This window comes from Micromonospora sp. NPDC005298 (assembly GCF_040607375.1).
GTDB lineage: Bacteria > Actinomycetota > Actinomycetes > Mycobacteriales > Micromonosporaceae > Micromonospora.
Genome location: NZ_JBEXGP010000002.1, coordinates 511,174 through 529,858, shown reverse-complemented (window position 1 = coordinate 529,858; position 18,685 = coordinate 511,174). Strand labels below are relative to the sequence as shown.

12 protein-coding genes are annotated in these 18,685 nt (G+C 73.8%); 5 read left to right on the top strand and 7 right to left on the bottom strand.

Annotated features, from left to right (window positions below; genetic code table 11):
- Positions 1 to 192: 192 nt before the first annotated feature.
- A complete protein-coding gene (locus ABZS77_RS07140) occupies positions 193 to 1,212 on the top strand; it encodes a LacI family DNA-binding transcriptional regulator (RefSeq protein ID WP_354818550.1) in 1,020 nt (339 codons plus the stop codon).
- 22 nt (positions 1,213 to 1,234) lie between these two features.
- Here the strand turns inward: ABZS77_RS07140 and ABZS77_RS07135 are convergent, their stop codons facing one another.
- Positions 1,235 to 3,739, bottom strand: a complete 2,505-nt coding sequence (locus tag ABZS77_RS07135; RefSeq protein ID WP_354818547.1) for a GGDEF domain-containing phosphodiesterase — start codon at positions 3,737 to 3,739, stop codon at positions 1,235 to 1,237.
- 219 nt (positions 3,740 to 3,958) lie between these two features.
- Between ABZS77_RS07135 and ABZS77_RS07130 the strand changes: the two genes are divergently transcribed.
- Positions 3,959 to 4,351 carry a PH domain-containing protein gene (locus ABZS77_RS07130; RefSeq protein ID WP_354818544.1) on the top strand — a complete coding sequence of 131 codons (393 nt, stop codon included), beginning with the start codon at positions 3,959 to 3,961 and terminating at the stop codon, positions 4,349 to 4,351.
- On the opposite strand, the gene ABZS77_RS07125 is transcribed toward ABZS77_RS07130, so the two are convergent.
- Positions 4,345 to 5,271: a 2-hydroxyacid dehydrogenase gene (locus ABZS77_RS07125; protein WP_354818541.1), complete on the bottom strand. Its 927-nt coding sequence runs from the start codon at positions 5,269 to 5,271 to the stop codon at positions 4,345 to 4,347. The two genes, ABZS77_RS07130 and ABZS77_RS07125, sit on opposite strands and share 7 nt — an antisense overlap.
- 186 nt (positions 5,272 to 5,457) lie before the next feature.
- Here ABZS77_RS07125 and ABZS77_RS07120 point away from each other — a divergent pair, with 186 nt between their 5' ends.
- From ABZS77_RS07120 to ABZS77_RS07110, 3 genes are all read left to right on the top strand, one after another.
- Positions 5,458 to 7,275 carry a SpoIIE family protein phosphatase gene (locus ABZS77_RS07120; RefSeq protein WP_354818539.1) on the top strand — a complete coding sequence of 606 codons (1,818 nt, stop codon included), beginning with the start codon at positions 5,458 to 5,460 and terminating at the stop codon, positions 7,273 to 7,275.
- Between the two features lie 70 nt (positions 7,276 to 7,345).
- A complete protein-coding gene (locus ABZS77_RS07115; RefSeq protein ID WP_354818536.1) occupies positions 7,346 to 8,518 on the top strand; it encodes a PQQ-dependent sugar dehydrogenase in 1,173 nt (390 codons plus the stop codon).
- A 61-nt stretch (positions 8,519 to 8,579) separates the two neighbouring features.
- The gene (locus ABZS77_RS07110; RefSeq protein WP_354818533.1) at positions 8,580 to 10,142 is read left to right on the top strand and encodes a metallophosphoesterase; all 1,563 of its coding nucleotides are present in this window, start codon (positions 8,580 to 8,582) and stop codon (positions 10,140 to 10,142) included.
- Positions 10,143 to 10,164: 22 nt separating this feature from the next.
- On the opposite strand, the gene ABZS77_RS07105 is transcribed toward ABZS77_RS07110, so the two are convergent.
- The 5 genes from ABZS77_RS07105 to ABZS77_RS07085 all read right to left on the bottom strand — a co-directional run bounded on the left by ABZS77_RS07105 (position 10,165) and on the right by ABZS77_RS07085 (position 18,659).
- The gene (locus ABZS77_RS07105) at positions 10,165 to 12,522 is read right to left on the bottom strand and encodes a pyruvate dehydrogenase (RefSeq protein WP_354818530.1); all 2,358 of its coding nucleotides are present in this window, start codon (positions 12,520 to 12,522) and stop codon (positions 10,165 to 10,167) included.
- Between the two features lie 107 nt (positions 12,523 to 12,629).
- Entirely contained in the window at positions 12,630 to 14,129 is a 1,500-nt protein-coding gene (gene gatB, locus ABZS77_RS07100) for an Asp-tRNA(Asn)/Glu-tRNA(Gln) amidotransferase subunit GatB (protein ID WP_354818527.1), read from the bottom strand.
- A 13-nt stretch (positions 14,130 to 14,142) separates the two neighbouring features.
- Positions 14,143 to 15,618 (bottom strand): Asp-tRNA(Asn)/Glu-tRNA(Gln) amidotransferase subunit GatA, encoded by a 1,476-nt coding sequence (gatA, locus tag ABZS77_RS07095; RefSeq protein WP_354818524.1) that lies wholly within the window; start codon positions 15,616 to 15,618, stop codon positions 14,143 to 14,145.
- Entirely contained in the window at positions 15,615 to 15,920 is a 306-nt protein-coding gene (gene gatC, locus ABZS77_RS07090; protein ID WP_139586470.1) for an Asp-tRNA(Asn)/Glu-tRNA(Gln) amidotransferase subunit GatC, read from the bottom strand. Before gatC ends, gatA begins: the two co-directional genes overlap by 4 nt.
- 135 nt (positions 15,921 to 16,055) lie before the next feature.
- Positions 16,056 to 18,659, bottom strand: coding sequence for a bifunctional diguanylate cyclase/phosphodiesterase (locus tag ABZS77_RS07085; protein WP_354818521.1), 2,604 nt, complete (start codon positions 18,657 to 18,659; stop codon positions 16,056 to 16,058).
- Between the last annotated feature and the right edge of the window lie 26 nt (positions 18,660 to 18,685).

Sequence of the window (18,685 nt, the reverse complement as noted above, 5' to 3'; positions counted from 1 at the left end):
TGACCCCGCCACGTGCCACCGCCGGTACGCTGAACCGGGCAAGCGGATGACCACCCCATTCGATCCGCTCGACCGTGGACGGACGGCCGACGCCGGTTGCGCTAGGTTGAGGCCGCCGACGCGGCCCAACGGCCCGGCCCGACCGCGACGGTCACGACCCCCGCCCGGGGCGGAGAGTGGAGGAGCACGCCGGTGAAGCGGCCGACCATCGCCGACGTCGCCCGACGCGCCGGAGTGTCGAAGGGCGCCGTGTCGTACGCGCTGAACGGGCAGCCCGGCGTCTCCGAGGCCACCCGGCAACGCATCCTGGCCATCGCCACCGAGATCGGCTTCAGCCCGAGCAGCGCCGCGCGCGCCCTCTCCGGGGCCACCGCCGAGGCCGTCGGTCTGGCGCTCTGCCGGCCCGCCCGGATACTGGGGATCGAGCCCTTCTTCATGGAGCTGATCAGCGGCGTCGAGGCGGAACTCTCCGCCCGCTCGTACGCGCTGACCCTCCAGGTGGTGGCCGACCAGGATGCCGAGATCGCCGTCTACCGACGCTGGTGGGGCGAACGCCGGGTCGACGGCGTACTCGTCTGCGACCTGCGCACCGACGACCGGCGCATCCCCGCACTCGAACAGCTCCAACTGCCCGCCGTGGTGATCGGCGGTCCGGGCGGCACCGGCGACCTGGCGAGCGTCTGGTCCGACGACGCCGCCGCGCTGACCGAGGCGGTGGAGTACCTGGTCGCGCTCGGGCACCGACGGATCGCCCGGGTCGGCGGCCTGCCCGACCTGCGGCACACCCAGATCCGCACCGACGCCTTCACGACCGTGTGCGGGCAGCTCGGCCTGGTCGACGCGGTGACCGTCTGGTCCGACTACACGGGCGAGGAGGGCGGCCGGGCGACCCGCCGCCTGCTCAGCTCGGCCCACCGGCCCACCGCGGTCATCTACGACAACGACGTCATGGCCATCGCCGGGCTGTCCGTGGCCCAGGAGATGGGGCTCACCGTGCCGGGTGACCTGTCCATCGTGGCGTGGGACGACTCACCGCTCTGCCGGCTCGTGCACCCACCGCTGACCGCGCTGGGCCGGGACATCCCGGCGTACGGGGCGCACGCCGCCCGCCAACTCCTCGCCGTGATCGCCGGTCAGCCCGCCGGCCGGGTGCAGGACGAGACACCGCACCTCACCCCGCGCGGCAGCACCGCACCGCCCCGCGAGAGGTGAACCGGTTCACCACGCGGGTGGGTCAGCGGGACGCCGACGGGAACTCCTCGAAGTAGGCCTCCACCCGCTCGGCCGTCGCCGGTCGGGCCAGCGCGAAGCCCTGCCCGTACCGGCAGCCGGCCCGGTGCGCCCCCTCGACCTGGGCGGGCGACTCCAACTCCTCCGCGACGATCTCCACACCCAGCCGCTCGCCGACGTTGACCACCACGTCGATCAACGGCGGCTGCCCGTCCGGCCGCGCACCCACCAGCTCCGGACCCACCTTGAGCAGATCGATCGGCAGCCGGCGCAGCTGGGCCAGCGAGGCGTGTTCGGCCCGGAAGTCGTCCAACGCGGTACGCACACCCAGCGACCGCAGCCCGGCCAGGCGGGCCACCACGGTCGACAGGTCGGCGGCGATCCTCGGCTCGGACACCTCGACCACCAACCGCTCCGGCGACACCCCGTACGCGGCCAGCACGGCCGCGGCGCGCTGCACGAAGTCGGGAGTTGTCAGCTCCCGGGGGGTGACGTTCACCGCCATCCACAACTCCCGGACGCCCGTCGACCAGTGGGACAGCTGCCGGCAGGCCCGATCCAGCACCCACCACTCCAGCTCACCGATCAGATCCAGGTCCTCCGCGACCGGCAGCAGCTCGGCGGGGAGGACCGTGCCGAGCACCGGACTGCGCCAGCGCAGCAACGCCTCCGCGCCCACCGGCTGCCGGTCCGCCAGATCCAGGACCGGCTGGTAGACGAGGTCCAACTCGCCGCGCGCCACCGCACCGGGCAGCTCGCGTTCCAGGTCGAGCCGGCGGACCAACTGCTCCTCCAGGAACGCGTCGTACCACTCGACCCGGTCCCGGCCCAGCTGCACGGCCCGCCGGCGGGCCAGTTCGGCCTGGCGGAGCACGTCCGCCGGCCCGGCACCGCTCACCTCGGCCAACCCGATGCTCGCCTGCACCCGCACGGCCGACCCGCCCAGCAGGTAGGGCGGGGCGAGCGCGGTCAGCAGTCGGGTGCCCAGCGCGTACGCCAGCACCGGTCCCGCCGCGGTGACCACCGCGAACCCGGAGCCCGTGCAGCCGGTGACCAGATCGCCGGGGGCCACGGCCGCGCGGGCCCGGGCGACCGCCTCGGCCGCCAGGTCGTCGCGGGCGGACGGGCCGAGCACGTCACCTCCGTGCAGGTCCACAAGCAGCAGCGCGCCGGCCGGGGCGGGCACGTCGCCGATCGCGGCGAGGGCGTCCAGCAGGCCTGCCCGGTCCCCCGGGCCACCGCCGCCCGGGGTCGCCGCCCGGCCGGCCCTCGGCGGGGCGGCACCATCGCCTGACGACCAGGCCGCGCCGTCGTCCGACGACCAGGCCGCAGCGTCCTCCGACGACCAGGCCGCAGCGTCCTCCGACGACCAGGCCGCGGCGTCCTCCGACGGCCAGGCCGCGTCGAGGCCGCTCGGGGCACCGGATCGACCGGTCGGAGCGCCCCCGTCCGGCGCCTGGTCGGCGGACGGGGGTTGGGTCCTCGCCCAGCGGGACGCCGCCGCGCGGCGGTGCCGGACCCCGCGACCGGTACGCCGGCGGTGCGCGGCACGCCGTTCCGGGACGGCCGCGTCGCCGGTCCGCAGCAACTCCCGCAGCACCAGTGGCGGCACCGCGGCGAGGGCGAGCAGCACGCTCGTGCGGTCCGGTGCCCGGCCGGCGCCCACGTGCAGGCCGGCCGCCAGCAGCAGCACCGTCGCCGGGAGCACCGCCCGGGGCCACGCCGGTGCGACCCGGTCCGCGGTCGGCTCCGCCTCGGCGGTGTCCACCGCGACGGCCGCGCCGAGCGCGGTGAGCAGCATCCCCAGCACCAGCGGCGGTACGGCCAGCAGGGCCGCCCGGCCGGTCACCCCGGGTGGCAGGGCCGCCAGCACGGCCAGGCCGAGCAGGACGAGCAGCAGCCCACCCCGGCACACCGCCGCGGGCGAACGCCGATCCGATCCGGTGAACGCGCTGATCGAGGCCATCCCCAACGCGCCGAGCACAAGCGCGGCGGCCAGCCGGGCCGGAACCGGCAGGTCGTCGTCGGGCAGCAGCAGCCAGGCGGCAAGGGCCAACCCGAGCGCCGGACCGGCCGCCTCGACCAGAGCCCGCAGCCGGACGTCGGACGGTGGTCGCCACCGCCCCGGGAGCCGGCGCAGCCCGGCCACCGACAGCACCGCCACGACGAGCGACCCGAGCAGCGCGGCGACACGGTGCCCGTCGGCGACAAGCGGCAGCACGGCGGCGGCGAGACCGGCCGTGACGACCGCCGCGTCGAGCCGTACACCCGCCGCACGGCCGGACGACCCGGTCGGCGACGCGGGACCGGTGGGATGCCGGATGGCCAGCCGGGAGAGCCGGACACCGGCGAGCGTGGCGCCCGCGCCACCGGCCAGAGCGATCACCACCGAGGTCGACACCAGATCGGCGGCGCCGGCGAGGACGAGCAGCGCCACCCCCGTGGACACGGCGGCCTCCGGCAGCGCACGGCGGGGGACGTGGACGCGGAACGGGTACGCGAGGAGCACGGCGGTCGCCTTCGTGAGGGGGCACGGGGGCGGTGCGGCGGTGCGGCGGCATCGGACGTTGCGGGTCCGCTGCCCACCAGTCGAGAACGACCAAAGGCCGAAAGAGTTACGCGTTGGTCATCGGAGGGAAGCAATGACCTGTGTCACTGTACGGCGCATCGGGCCGCACCGGCACCGCCCGCCGCGACCGAGATCCGTCGGGGGTGGGATCATCGCAGGGTGAGTAAGTCCGACACGGTCCGCTTCCGGCACAACCAAGCCATCCTGGTCGCCGCGGTGATCGCCTTCATCGGCGCGCTGCCACTGGCCAACGCACGGGGCTACCTGCTGCCGGTGCTGCTCGTCCCGCTCGGCGTCGCGGTGTGGGCCTGGCGGGCCGGCACCGACGCCGACGCCCGAGGGCTGCGCCTGCGCGCGCTGCTCGGGCAGCGTCGCATCGACTGGGAACAGGTCGTCGAGCTGACCAGCGACACGCGCGGACGGGCCGTCGCCCGGCTCGACGACGGCCAGCAGGTCACCCTGCCGGCGGTACGCGGCGTGGACCTGCCCCACCTGGTGTCGGCCAGCGGGCAGGCGCTGCCCGGCGAGACGGCCGAGACGCCCGGTCAGTAACCGTCGACAACCCTGTTGATCAACGGCTGACCGGCGGCGAACCTGCGCACCTGGTCACCCACCAGCCGGTAGGCGCGGGGCAGCAACCCGCGCACCGACCCGGCCACGTGCGGGGTGAGCAGCACGTTCGGCATCGTCCACAGCGGCGAGTCGGCCGGCAGGGGCTCCGGGTCGGTGACGTCGAGCGCGGCCGAGATCCGGCCCGTGCCCAGCTCGGCGACGAGCGCCTCGGTACGCGCCACCGGCCCCCGGGCGGCGTTGACCAGCAGCGCCCCGTCCGACATCGCGGCCAGGAACTCCTTGTCGATCAGCCCACGGGTCTGCTCGGTGAGCGGCACGAGCACCACCACCACGTCCGCCTCGGGCAGCAGCCGGGGCAGCTCGTCGACACCGTGCACCCCCTGCTCCGGCCGGGCGGTACGGGCGACGAGCGTGAAGCTCACCTCGAACGGCGCGAGCCGGTCCCGTACCGCCGTACCGATCGAACCGGCCCCGACGATCAGCACCCGCTTGCCGGTCAGCTCGTCGGTCGGAGCGACCCCGTCGTACGCCCACCGGCGCTCGGCCTGCGCCCGGACGAACGCCGGGAACGCGCGCAACTGGGCGAGGATCGCGGTGACGACCCACTCCGCCGTGGACGGGTCGTGCACCCCTCGGGCGTCGCAGAGCGTCACACCGTCCGGCGTCCGTCCCACCCACGCGTCCGCGCCGGCCGAGAGCAACTGCACCACCGCCAGGTCGGGCAACTCCCGCGCCAGGGCCGTCGAGTCCGACCCGCCCAGGAACGGCGGCACCCAGAACCGCACCCCGGCCGCCGTCGAGGGCAGCCGGTCGGCGTGCTCCACGACCTCCACCGTCACGTCCGACGGCACCTCGCCGAGCAGGTCCAGACCGGCCTCGTGCGGAATCCATACCTTCACGTCCGCCGACGATAGCCGCCGGCGGGGCGGCCCGCGCGGGCACCGTCGCGATCCGACCGCACGGCCGGTGGCGCCCGCCGCCGCGGGGGGCGAGACTCAGCACACCGATGTTCGCCCGAGCCCTGAACGAGGTATAACGAAGGCCCGGAGGGCCGGTCGGCCTCCACCCCGGCAGACAGGTGCTCGATGACCGACGGCTCCCCCGCCAGCCCTCGCCGCACGCCCGGGCCTCCCCCGGCGCTCGGCGATCCGGCACGTCTGCGCGCGCTCGCCGACACCGGGCTGGACGCCGTCCCGGACGAGGCGTTCGACCGCTTCGCCCGGCTGGTCAGCGACCTGCTGGACGTCCCGGTCGCGCTGGTCTCCCTGGTGTCCGCCGACCGTCAGTTCTTTCCGGGTGCGGTCGGGTTGCCCGAGCCGTGGTCGGAACGCCGGCAGACTCCGTTGAGCCACTCGTTCTGCCAGCACGTGGTGGACATCGAGGTGCCGATGGTGCTGCCGGACGCCCGGCTCTACCCCCGGGTCCGGACCAACCTGGCCATCGAGGACCTGGGTGTGGTCGCGTACGCCGGGATGCCCCTGACCGACCTGTCCGGCCGGGTGCTCGGTTCGCTCTGCGCCATCGACAGCAAGCCCCGCGCCTGGACGGCGGCGCAGCTGCGGACACTTGCTGACCTGGCGGCCGCCTGCTCGTCGGAGCTGCGGCTGCGGATCGCGCTCGACGGCGCGCAGGAGGCCCGCCGACGGGTCGTGCAGGCGCACGAACGGCTGGAGCTGCTGGCCGGCGTGAGCGAGACCCTGGCCGACACCCTGGACGTGGGCGTGGCGGTACGTCGACTCGCCGCCACTATGGTGCCGCTGCTGGCCGACTGGTGCCTGCTCACCCTTGTCGGCCCGACCGGCCTGCCCCGCGAGGTCGTCGCCGTGCACCGCGACCCGGCCCGTACGGCGGACATCGACCGCTTCGCGCAACTGCTGCGGACCGGCCTGAGCCAGGATTCGATCATCAGGGCGGTGCTGCGGACCGGTCAGCCCCGGTTGGGCAGCGCGGCGTCCCTGGCCGACGTGTCGCGGGGCACCACCCATCCGGAGATGGGCCCGATCGCCGAGCGGCTCGGCATCACCTCCTACCTGAGCGTGCCGGTCCGCGCGGCGGGCGGCACCGTGCTCGGCGCGATCACCCTCGTCAACGGGGACGAACGCCAGCAGTTCGACGACCGCGACCTGCTCACCGCGATCGACATCGGTCGCCGTGCCGGGCAGGCCATCGGCAACAGCTCGATGTACGGCGAACAGCGGCACGTCGCCGAGGTCCTGCAACACAGCATGCTGCCGCGGCTGCCGGTGGTGGCCGAGCTGGAGCTGGCGGCCCGCTACCAGCCGGCGGCAGACCGGGTGGAGGTGGGCGGCGACTGGTACGACGCCTTCGTCCAGCCCGACGGGGATCTGATCGCGGCGATCGGGGACGTGGCCGGGCACGACATCGAGGCGGCGGCGACCATGGGTCAGCTGCGCAACCTGGTACGCGGCAACGCGTTCGGTCGACCGGACGCGGTCGGGGAGCTGATGACCCACCTGGACGGCGCGATCCAGGGCCTGCGACTGCCGATCGCGGCCACCGCGACGCTCGTGCGGATCTGCCCGCAGCGCGCCGGTGTGCACGAGGTGACCTGGTCCAACGCCGGGCACCCGCCGGCCCTGCTGGTGCGCGCCGACGGCACCGTCGAACGTCTCGAGGCGACACCGGAGCCGCTGCTCGGCCTGGCCCGGCCCTCCCGACGGTCCAGCCGGTCGGCCAGCCTGGCGACCGGCGACACCCTGCTGCTCTACACCGACGGGCTGATCGAGCGTCGGGACCGGTCCATCGACGATGGCCTCGCCGAGCTGGTCAACCGGATCACCGGCACCGGCGGCGTGCCCCTCGACGAGCTGTGTGACCTGCTGCTCGCGTCGATCCAGCACCGGGAGGACGACACCGCGCTGCTCGCCGTCCGGGCCCGGTGAGCGGTCCCGTCGTACGCCGTGCGCATCTGTCGGACCCGGGCGGGCTGTCCGGCGGGATACCCTGGGCCGGGTGAGCGCCCGTCCCCCGTACCCTCGCGTCCGCCGCCTCCGGGCGGTCCTCGCGGCGTCCTGCGCGGCGCTGCTGTTCACCACGGGTTGCAGCTTCGGTGAGCCGGAGCCGGACCCGGCCGGTGAGCCGCCCAACCTGCCGACCCCGTCGACGTCGGCGAACCCCGGCGGCGCCGGTCGGCAGGCGGTGACGACGGTGCTCGCCAAGGGGCTGCGGGTGCCCTGGGGCATCGCCTTCCTGCCGGACGGCGGCGCGCTGGTGACCGAACGCGACAGCGGCCGGATCCTCCAGGTCGGCCCCGAGTCCGGGCCGGACGGGCTGCGGGTCCGGGTGGTGCAGACGATCAGCGACGTGGCGGCGGCGGGCGAGGGCGGCCTGCTCGGCATCGCCGTCTCCCCGGCCTACGCGCAGGACCGCACGGTCTTCGTCTACTACACCACCGAGCAGGACAACCGGGTCGCCCGGCTGCAGGTCGGCGGGCAGCCCACGCCGATCCTCACCGGCATCCCCAAGGCCAACGTGCACAACGGCGGCGGGCTGGGCTTCGGCCCGGACGGGCAGCTCTACGTCAGCACCGGTGACGCCGGGGAACGCCCCCTCGCCCAGGACACGAAGAGCCTCGGCGGCAAGATCCTGCGGGTCACCCGGGACGGCAAACCCGCGGCGGGCAACCCGTACCCCGGCTCCCCGGTGTGGTCCCTCGGCCACCGCAACGTGCAGGGCTTCACCTGGGACGCGGGCAAGCGGATGTACGCGGTCGAGTTCGGCCAGAACACCTGGGACGAGATCAACCAGATCACCAGGGGCGGCAACTACGGCTGGCCGCAGGTGGAGGGGCGGGCGGGTGACCGTAAATACGTCGACCCGATCACGCAGTGGGCGACCTCGGACGCGTCCTGCTCGGGGCTGGCCGCCACGGACCGGCTGCTGGTCACCGGCTGCCTGCGGGGCAAGCGGCTGTGGGTGCTGGAGGTGACCGACACGGGCACCCTGCTCGGCCAGCCCAGCGAACTGCTCACCAACCGGTACGGCCGGCTGCGGGCGGTGGCCGCCGCCCCGGACGGATCGCTCTGGGTGAGCACCTCGAACCACGACGGCCGGGGCGATCCGGCGGCCGACGACGACCGGTTGCTGCGGGTGGTGTTCGCCGGCGGCGACGGCGGTCGCAGCTGATCCTTGTCACCATCCGTTCAGGTTTGCCAAGATCTCCCGACGGGCAGGTCAGAATCTCAGCATGGACGGGCAGCACGACGAGCAGCATGACGAGACCGGAGGCCGGGGCGACGACCCGGTGACCGGCGCCGACCCGTCGTCGCCCGTGGGCAACCGGCCCGGCCCGCTGCGGCGGACCGGGGTGATCCTCGCCGTCCTCGCCGTCGGCCTGGTGGGGGCGGCGCTCGGGGTGCTGGCCGGCGGGCACGTGGACACCGACATCGGGCCGTTCCGCGCCAACCTCGCCCTCACCCCGGCCAGCGCCGGCGGCACCACTGTCGACGTGCCGCCGCTCGGCGCGCTGCTGCTGGACAGCCACGACGGGCCGGTCCACCTCACCGTACGGCTGGGCGCGCTGGACCAGAGCCGCACCGAGGCGCTGCTCGACGACCCGGCCAGCATCAGCCGGGCCAGCCAGAGCGCCGTCGAGGACGTCCGCACCGGCGTGATGCGCCTCGGCCTGCGGACCCTCGCCTCGTCGGTGCTCGTCACCCTGCTCCTGGCCGGGTTGGTCTTCCGCGACGTACGGCGGACCGCCTGGGCGGGTGGGCTGGCCCTGCTCGTCACGGCCGGCAGCCTCGGCGCGGCGGCGGCGACCCTGCGCCCCCAGGCCATCGAGGAGCCGCGCTACGAGGGGCTGCTGGTCAACGCCCCGGCCATCGTCGGTGACGCCCGCCGCATCGCCAACGACTACACCAAGTACGCCGAGCAGCTGCAACGCCTCGTCGGCAACGTCAGTCAGCTCTACACCACCGTCTCGGCGCTCCCGTTGCTGGAGCCCACCCCCGGCACCACCCGGGTGCTGCACGTCTCCGACATGCACCTCAACCCGACCGGCTGGCAGTTGATCCGGACGGTGGTGGAGCAGTTCGGCATCGACGTGGTGATCGACACCGGCGACATCACCGACTGGGGCAGCGAACCGGAGGCGTCCTTCGTCGGCTCGATCGGCCTGCTCAAGAAGCCGTACGTCTTCATCCGGGGCAACCACGACTCGGGTAAGACCGCCGCCGCCGTCGCCCGCCAACCGAACGCGATCGTCCTGAACAACTCGACGACGACGGTGGCCGGGTTGACCATCGCCGGCATCGGCGACCCCCGCTTCACCCCGGACAAGAACACCTCACCGGCCGGCAGCGGCCTGACCCAGCAGGTCGCCGACCAGGTGATCGGCGCCGGCGAGCAGCTCGCCACCACGGTGCGCCGCGCACCCCGGCCGGTGAACATCGCGCTGGTGCACGACCCGGCGTCGGCCGGGCCGCTCGCCGGCACCTGCCCGCTGGTGCTGGCCGGGCACACCCACGCGCGACAGGTCTCCAAGCTGCCCGAGGCCCCCGGGCAGCAGCCCACCACCCTGATGGTGGAGGGCTCCACCGGCGGCGCCGGGCTGCGCGGCCTGGAGGGTGAGAAGCCCACCCCGCTGTCCATGACCGTGCTCTACTTCGACCAGGACAAGATGCTCCAGGCGTACGACGACATCACCGTCGGCGGCACCGGGCAGGCCCAGGTCAACCTGGAACGGCACGTGGTGCAGGCCCCGACCGCCGGCGCGCCCGCCTCGGTCACCCCGACCCCGACCCGCTGAGCGCGGGCCGGGGGCGCCGGGATCAGCGCAGGGCGATGGCGGCCAGCGCCGCGTTGACGATGCTGCCGGGCAGCAGGTCGTGCACCTCGTACAGCTCCGCCACGGTGCCCGACTGACCGAACTCGTCCACACCGAGCGGTACCGCCGGAGCACCGACCGCCGACCCGAGCCAGGCCATCGCGTGCGACGCCGCGTCGTGCACGGTCACCACCGGCACGCGGTCGGCGAACGCGGACCGCAGGGCGCCCGGCACGCTGGGCACGGTCGCGGTGCGTACGCCCTGGCGCAGGGTGCGCTGCCACGCCCGGTACAGCCGGTCGAGACTCGTCACGTCGACCACGTGCGCCGCGACGCCCTCCTCGGCCAGCTCGGCCGCGGCGGCCAGCACCTCGGGCAGCACCGCGCCGGACGCGGCCAACTGCACCACCGGCGCGTCGGCCAGGTGCGGGTACGCCTGGTGCGCGTCGACGAGGCGGTACGCCCCGGCGACCACCTGCCGGCGCAACACCGCGTCACCGAGCCGGGTCCGGGCCGCCTCGAACGGCGCCTGGTCCAGTGGACGGGTGCTGAGCCGGAAGTAGTACGCGCCGTCCTCGGCGGGCGCGGCCGTCGCCACCGGAGTCGACCCGCCGGCGATCTGCCCGAGCGCGTCGCAGAGCAGCCAGTCGAGGCTCGCCGCGTACGCCGGTTCGAGGAACGTCACCCCCGGCAGCTCCAGGCCGACCGACGCGGTGATGGTGGACTGGTGTGCGCCGCCCTCCGGGGCCAGGGTGATGCCCGACGGGGTGCCGGCCACCACGAACCGGGAGCCGGAGTACGTGCCGTACAGGAACGCGTCCAGGCCGCGCAGCACGAACGGGTCATAGACGGTGCCGACCGGCAGCAGCGGCTGCCCGGACAGGTCCCACGACAGTCCGAGCTGACCCAGCAGCAGGAACAGGTTCATCTCCGAGATGCCCAGCTCGATGTGCTGCCCGGAGGGGCTCTCGGTCCAGCGCAGCATCCGGTCCTCGGTCCAGGAACGCTGCTCGGTGGGGGCGAACACCCCGGTCTTGTTGATGAACCCGGCCAGGTTGGTGGAGGTGGCCACGTCCGGGGCGGTGGTCACCAGGTAACGCCCGACCTCCCGGTCCCGGGCCAGGTCCACCAGCACCCGACCGAAGACCTCCTGCGTGGAGATCGGCTTGTTGGCGCGTACTCCCGTGCTCTCCGGAACGGTGACCCCCAGCGCGCGCTCGCGCGGCGCGCGGGACAGCGCCTCGCGGCGGGCGCCGGCCCGGATGCCGCCGGGTGACGCCGGGTCGAGGCGGTCCCACTCGGTGTCCCGGGTCAGGCCCTGCGCGGCCCGCAGCGTGTCCACCTGCTCGGTGCTGAGCAGCGCCGAGTGGTTGCGCGGATTGCCGGCGATGGGCAGACCCCACCCCTTCACCGTGTACGCGAAGACGACGCTGGGCCGGTCGGTGACCGCGTCGCACTGGGCGTACGCGTCGAGCATCGCGGCCAGGTCGTGCCCGCCCAGGTCGGTGACGAGCGGGCCCAGCTCCCGGTCCGGGATGTCGGCGATGAACTCCGCGATGCCCGCCGGGGCGCCGTCCAGGAACTGCTTGCGCAACACCTCGCCGTCCAGCCCGAACAGCGACTGGTACTGCTCGTTGGGCATCGCGTCGATCCAGTCGCGCAACGCCTCGCCGCCCGGCCGGGCGTACGCCTCGGCGAGCTTGCGGCCGTACTTGACCTCCACGACGTGCCAGCCGGCCGCCTCGAACTGCCCCCGCCACTGGTTGATGCGGATGCCCGGCACCACCCGGTCCAGCGACTGCCTGTTGAAATCGACGAGCCACATGACGTTGCCCAGCCCGACGGTCGCCGGGTCGGCCACCGCCTCCCAGATGTTCCCCTCGTCCAGCTCGGCGTCACCGATCAGCGCCACGAACCGGGAGTGCGGCCGGGCCCCGAAGTGCGCGTCCACGTAACGCCGGGTGGCGGCGGCGAAGAGCGGCGCCGCCGCGCCCAGGCCGACCGAACCGGTGGAGAAGTCCACCTCGTCCGGGTCCTTGGTGCGCGACGGGTACGACTGGAGGCCACCCCGGGCCCGCAGCCGGGGCAGGTAGGAGCGGTCCAGGTTGCCGAGCAGGTACTGGATGGCGTGGAACACCGGCGACGCGTGCGGCTTCACGGCGACCCGGTCCTCGGCGTCCAGGTGCGCGAACCACAACGCGGTCATCGCGGTGACGAGCGAGGCGCTCGACGCCTGGTGACCGCCGACCTTCACCCCGTCGCCGGTGGTCCGGTCGTGGTTGGCGGCGTCCACGATCCGGGTGGCTAGCCAGAGCACCCGCCGCTGGATCTCGTCGAGGACATCGAGGTCGTGCTGGTTCACGGTGACTCCATCCGGGCGTCGCCGTTGACGCCCAAGCAGGTGCAGGGGGTGCAAGGAAGGGCCCCTTCTTAACGCCTGGTGCATAAGAAGGGGCCCTTCCTAACCGATCAGCCCTGGACGCCGAGGCGCTCCAGGATCAGCGTGCGGACGGCTGCGGCGTCGGCCTGCCCACGGGTGGTCTTCATGACCGCGCCGACCAGGGCACCGGCCGCGGCGACCTTGCCACTGCGGATCTTGTCGGCGATGCCCGGGTTGGCGGCGATGGCCTCGTCCACGGCGGCCGTCAGCGCGCCGGTGTCCGACACCACCTCCAGGCCCCGACTGGTCATGATCTCGGTGGGCGAACCCTCACCGTCGACCACGCCCTCCAGCACCGTACGGGCCATCTTGTCGTTGAGCTTGCCGGCGTCGACCAGACCCTGCAACTCGGCGACCTGCGCCGGGGTGGCCCCGATGTCGGCCAGCTCCACGCCGCTCTCGTTGGCCCGCCGGGACAGCTCACCGAGCCACCACTTGCGGGCCGCCGCCGGGGTGGTGCCGGCGGCCACGGTGGCCTCGATCAGCTCGACCGCACCGGCATTGAGCACCGACTGCATGTCCAGGTCCGAGAGCCCCCACTGCTGCTGGAGCCGACGCCGGTGCACCCGGGGCAGCTCCGGCAGGGCGGCCTTCAACTCGGCGACCCAGGCCCGGTCCGGGGCGATCGGCACCAGGTCCGGCTCCGGGAAGTACCGGTAGTCGGTGGCCGTCTCCTTCGAACGCCCGGGGGTGGTGTCACCGGTGTCCTCGTGGAAGTGCCGGGTCTCCTGGGTGATCCGGCCACCCGCGTCGAGCACCGATGCCTGCCGCAGCATCTCGGAGCGGACCGCCCGCTCCACCGACCGCAGCGAGTTGACGTTCTTCGTCTCGGTACGGGTGCCCCACTCCTGGCCCGGCAGGTTGAGCGAGGTGTTCACGTCGCAACGCAGCGAACCCTCCTCCATCCGCACGTCGGAGACGCCGAGGGTGCGGATCACGTCGCGCAGCTCGGCGACGTACGCCTTGGCCACGTCGGGCGCGAGCGCACCGGTGCCCGCGATCGGCCTGGTGACGATCTCCACCAGCGGGATGCCGGCCCGGTTGTAGTCGACGAGCGACTCCGTCGCGCCGTGGATGCGGCCGGTGGCGCCGCCCACGTGCAGCGTCTTGCCGGTGTCCTCCTCCAGGTGCACCCGCTCGATCTCGATCCGCACCGTCTCGCCGCCCACCTCGACGTCCAGGTAGCCGTCGACGCAGATCGGCTCGTCGTACTGGCTGATCTGGAAGTTCTTCGGCATGTCCGGGTAGAAGTAGTTCTTGCGGGCGAAGCGGCACCACTCGGCGATCGAGCAGTTCAGCGCCAGGCCGATCCGGATGATCGCCTCGATGGCCGCCTTGTTGGCCACCGGCAGCGACCCGGGCAGGCCCAGGCACACCGGGCAGACCCGGGTGTTCGGCTCGCCACCGAAGTCGGTCGGGCAGCCACAGAACATCTTGGTGTTCGTGCCCAGCTCGACGTGGGTCTCCAGGCCGATCACCGGTTCGTAGCGCGCGACGACCTCGTCGTACGCGGGAAGCGTCGTCGTCATCTGGGCTCCTGCCTCACAGTGCCGGTGGGGTGAACGTGCCGACCGCGGACTCCAACGCGGCGGCGACCCGGTACATCCGGTCGTCGGCCATCGTCGGGGCCATCACCTGCAGGCCCACGGGCAGCCCCTCGGAGAGGCCGCAGGGCACCGAGATGCCCGGCCCGCCGTACAGGTTCGTCGGAATGGTGTACAGGTCGGCCAGGTACATCTGGTACGGGTCGGCGGTCCGCGCGCCGATCGGGAACGCCACCGACGGCGTGGTCGGCGAGATCAACGCGTCGACCCGCTCGAACGCGGCGGTGAAGTCCCGCGTGATCAGCGTCCGGACCTTCTGCGCCTGCCCGTAGTACGCGTCGTAGTACCCCGACGACAGCGCGTACGTGCCGATCATGATGCGGCGCTTGACCTCGGGGCCGAAGCCGGTCTCCCGGGTCAGCGACATGACCTCCTCCAGCGACCGGTTGCCGTCGTCGCCGACCCGCAGACCGAAGCGGACGCCGTCGAACCGGGCCAGGTTGGAGGAGCACTCGCTCGGGGCGATCAGGTAGTACGCCGGCAGGGCGTACGCGAACGTCGGGCAGGAGATCTCGACGATCTCCGCGCCCATCTTCGCCAGGGCGTCCACCGACTCGCGGAACGCCGTCATCACGCCCGGCTCGGCGCCCTCGCCGACGAACTCGCTGACGATGCCGAGCCGTACGCCGGTCAGGTCGCCGGTCGCGCCCAGCTTCGCCGCCGCCACCACGTCCGGCACCGGCTGCGGGATCGACGTGGAGTCGCGCGGGTCGTGCCCGCCGATCACCTGGTGCAGCAGGGCCGCGTCGAGGACGTTCCGGGCGCACGGGCCGGGGGTGTCCAACGACGAGGAGAAGGCCACCAGGCCGTACCGGGAGGTGCCGCCGTAGGTGGGCTTCGCGCCGACGGTGCCGGTGACCGCGCCGGGCTGGCGGATCGAGCCACCGGTGTCCGAGCCGATCGCCAGCGGCGCCTCGTACGCGGCCAGCGCGGCGGCGCTGCCACCGCCCGAGCCGCCCGGGATCCGGTCCAGGTCCCACGGGTTGTGCGTCGGCCCGTACGCGGAGTACTCGGTGGAGGAGCCCATCGCGAACTCGTCCATGTTCGTCTTGCCGAGCATCACCGTGCCGGCCTCGCGCAGCCGCTGCACGATCGTCGCGTCGTACGGCGGGCGCCAGCCCTCCAGGATCTTCGAGCCCACGGTGGTGGGGACGCCCCGGGTGGCGAGCACGTCCTTCACGGCGACCGGTACACCCGCCAGGGGGCCCAGTTCCTCGCCGGCGGCCCGGCGCTCGTCCACGGCGCGGGCGGCGGCCAACGCGCCGTCGGTGTCCACGTGCAGGAAGGCGTGCACTCGGTCGTCGACGGCGGCGATCCGGTCCAGGTGCGCCCGGGTCACCTCGACGGCGGAGGTCTCGCCGCCGGCGACCAGCGCGGCGATCTCCGTCGCGGTCAATCTGGTCAGGTCACTCACGATGCCACGTCCTCGCTCAGGATCCGCGGTACGCGGAAACGCTGGTCCTCGGCGTCCGGCGCACCCGACAGCACCTCCTGCGGGGTGAGGCACGGCGTCACGACGTCCTCGCGGAAGATGTTGGTCAGCGGCACCGAGTGCGAGGTCGGCGGGATGTCCGCGGCGGCGACCTCGCCGACCTGGGCGACCGCCTGGAGGATCACGTCGAGCTGGCCGGCGAAGGTGTCCAGCTCCTCCTCGGTGACGGCGAGCCGCGACAGGCGCGCCAGGTGCGCGACCTCCTCGCGGGAGATGGCGGCCATCCGTGCCCCCTTCTGATGTCCTGCTGATCGGGCGGTGTGCCGGCCGCGCGGCGCGTACGGCGTGACGCGCGGTGACCGGAGCGAGTCTATTGTTCCGCCCCCTCCGCCGGCTGCTCGGGTGGGTCGGCGGGCGGGTCAGCGGGTCAGTCGGCGGCCGGCGTCCGGCTCGGGGCCGCCGCTGGGGCGGACCGGCCGGTACCGGGCCAGCCAGGTGACCAGCTCCTCGGCGGGCATCGGCCGGGCGTAGAACCAGCCCTGGGCCGCGTCGCAGCCGGCGGCGTGCAGCATCCGCCAGGTCCGCTCGTCCTCCACGCCCTCGGCGACCACCCGCAGCCCCAGAGCGCCCGCCAGTTCGATCATCGACCGGACGATGGCCGCGTCGTCGGCGTCGTCGGCCATGCCGAGTACGAACGAGCGGTCCACCTTCACCTCGGACAGCGGCAACCGGCGCAGGTGTTGCAGGGACGAGTAGCCGGTGCCGAAGTCGTCAAGGGCGATGGCCACGCCGATCCGGTGCAGCCGGGAGATGGTGGCCAGCACCCGGCGGGGGTCGGCCATCAGCGCGCCCTCGGTGATCTCCAGTTGCAGTCGCTCGGCTGGTACCCCGTAGCGGGCCAGGCGGTCGGCGATCTGGTCGGCGATCTCACCGGTGTGCAGGTCGCGGACGCTCACGTTGAGGGCCGCGCGCAACCCGATGCCGGCCGCCGACCACTTGGCGAGCTGCTCCACGACGTCGTCGACGACCCGCCGGGTCAGCAGCCGCATCACCGCGCTCTGCTCGGCGACCCGGATCAGCTCCTCCGGGTCGACCATGCCCCGGCGCGGGTGTCGCCACCGCAGCAACGCCTCGACGCCCACCACCTCACCTGTCGCGATGGCGATCTGCGGCTGGTAGTACATGGTGATCTCACCGGCGTCGTCGGCCATCTCACCGGGCTCGTGCGCCCACCCGGACGGCTCGGTCGGCTGCGTTCCCGGGCCGCCGTCGCCCCGCCGCACCGGTCCGCCGCGCTCCGGCGCGGGCACGGCACCGCCGTTCCGGGGCCGCCGGCCGCCGCCGGAGTGCCGGTCCCGGACCTGACCGGGTCGGCTGCCGGGGACCACCGCGCGGGCGTTGCGGCCCCGGATGGGGTCGGCGCTCGTCGCGATCCGATTGATCAGCTCGTCGGCGTGCGCGAGCTCGGCGTCGGAGCGCCGGCGGCGACCCCACCAGCGGCCGCCGAGCCTCGGCGCCGTGGCGACCACCGGCGCCGGGTCGCCGGGCGACCTGGTCTCGGCCCCGGTGGGCAGCGCCGCGCCGTCGCCGCCGCGCACCTCCGCCGCCCTGTCCAGGGGTACGTCGGGAACGTCGACGGGCACGTCCGCGCCCGCCTCGGATCGCGTCCGCTGGCCCTGCGCGGCGGACGACGCGTCGAACATGTCGTCGGTCGACGGACCCGCCTCCAGCACCCGACGCAGATCGGCCAGGAGACCGAGCCGCTCGGCGGAGTTGTGGTCGGACTCCGGGGCGTACACGGCGACCGTGTCGTTGCGGTGCTTCGCGTCGTACATCGCCACGTCGGCGTGGCGCATCAGGGTCGCGAAGTCGTCACCGTGCTCGGGGAACAGGGCGATCCCGATCGAGCCGCCCACGTCCAGTGGCAGACCGTCCAGCGGCACCGGCTCGGCCAGCGCCTGCACCACCCGGTCGGCCAGTTCGCGCGCCTGAGCGGCGTCGGTCAGCCCGGTCATGACGACCGCGAACTCGTCCCCGCCGAGGCGGGCGACCATCTGCGGTCGCGGCTGGACGTCGGTGAGCCGGGCGCTGACCTCGACCAGCAGTCGGTCACCCACCGCGTGCCCGAGCGCGTCGTTGACGTTCTTGAACCGGTCCAGGTCGATCAGCAGCAACGCCAGGTGACCGTCGGGTTCGCCACGGGCGGTCCGCTCGGCGTGCAGGTGCACCTGCTCCGCCACCTCGGTCAGCAGTGCCTTGCGGTTGGGCAGCCCGGTGAGCGGGTCGGCGGCGGCGAGGTGCTGCTGCTCGACGGTCAGCCGGGCCATCCGGTACACGGCGAAGAGCGGCACCAGCACCAGCGGGATCAGCGCCGCGCTGACCCGCGCGGCGGCGACCAGCACCGGCGCGAGCAGCAGCAACGAGCCGGTGGACAGCAGCTCGAAGCCGAGACCCTGGCGCAGGGTGGGCAACCACCGGTCGCCGAAGCGCAGTCGTACCGCCCAGCTGACCAGCCCGTAGTTGACCGCGAACCAGGCCGCCGTGGCGCCACCTATCGCGGCGACGTCGGTCCAGTGCAGCCGACCGCCGGAGAAGACCATGCCCGGCCCGAGTCGCAGGACGCCGTACGCGGCGGCGAGGGCGCAGGCGTACTGGCCGACGTTGAACGCGGTCCGCCACGGGGCGTGCCGCATCCGCCACCCGGACACCACCACCCCGACCGCCTGCACGGCCACCGCCGGGCCGAGGCCCCAACCGAGCAGGATCGCGAAGGTGAAGCAGGTGGACGGGAAGACCGCCGAGGTCTGCCGGCGTCCGGGCGGAACGAACGGGCGGGCGTCGCACACCACGGCGAGGGCGGCCATCGTCCAGAACGCCACCGGCAGCCGGGACAGCTCGGCCGGAAGCGTCGCGAGTGGACCGGCGGCGGTCAGCGCGGCCACCGCCAGGATGCCGCCGACGAAGGTGGCGAACGGCGCCACCCGGCCGGGCGGTAGCGAGTTGCGCGGGTCCGCGACCTCCACCACACCTCCCGACCGACAGTCGACGT

Bases quoted from the DNA above. Each gene is read 5' to 3' on its own strand.
- ABZS77_RS07120 (WP_354818539.1), top strand. From the start codon at position 5,458: ATGACCGACGGCTCCCCCGCCAGCCCTCGCCGCACGCCCGGGCCTCCC.
- gatB (WP_354818527.1), bottom strand. From the start codon at position 14,129: ATGACGACGACGCTTCCCGCGTACGACGAGGTCGTCGCGCGCTACGAA.
- ABZS77_RS07110 (WP_354818533.1), top strand. From the start codon at position 8,580: ATGGACGGGCAGCACGACGAGCAGCATGACGAGACCGGAGGCCGGGGC.
- gatC (WP_139586470.1), bottom strand. From the start codon at position 15,920: ATGGCCGCCATCTCCCGCGAGGAGGTCGCGCACCTGGCGCGCCTGTCG.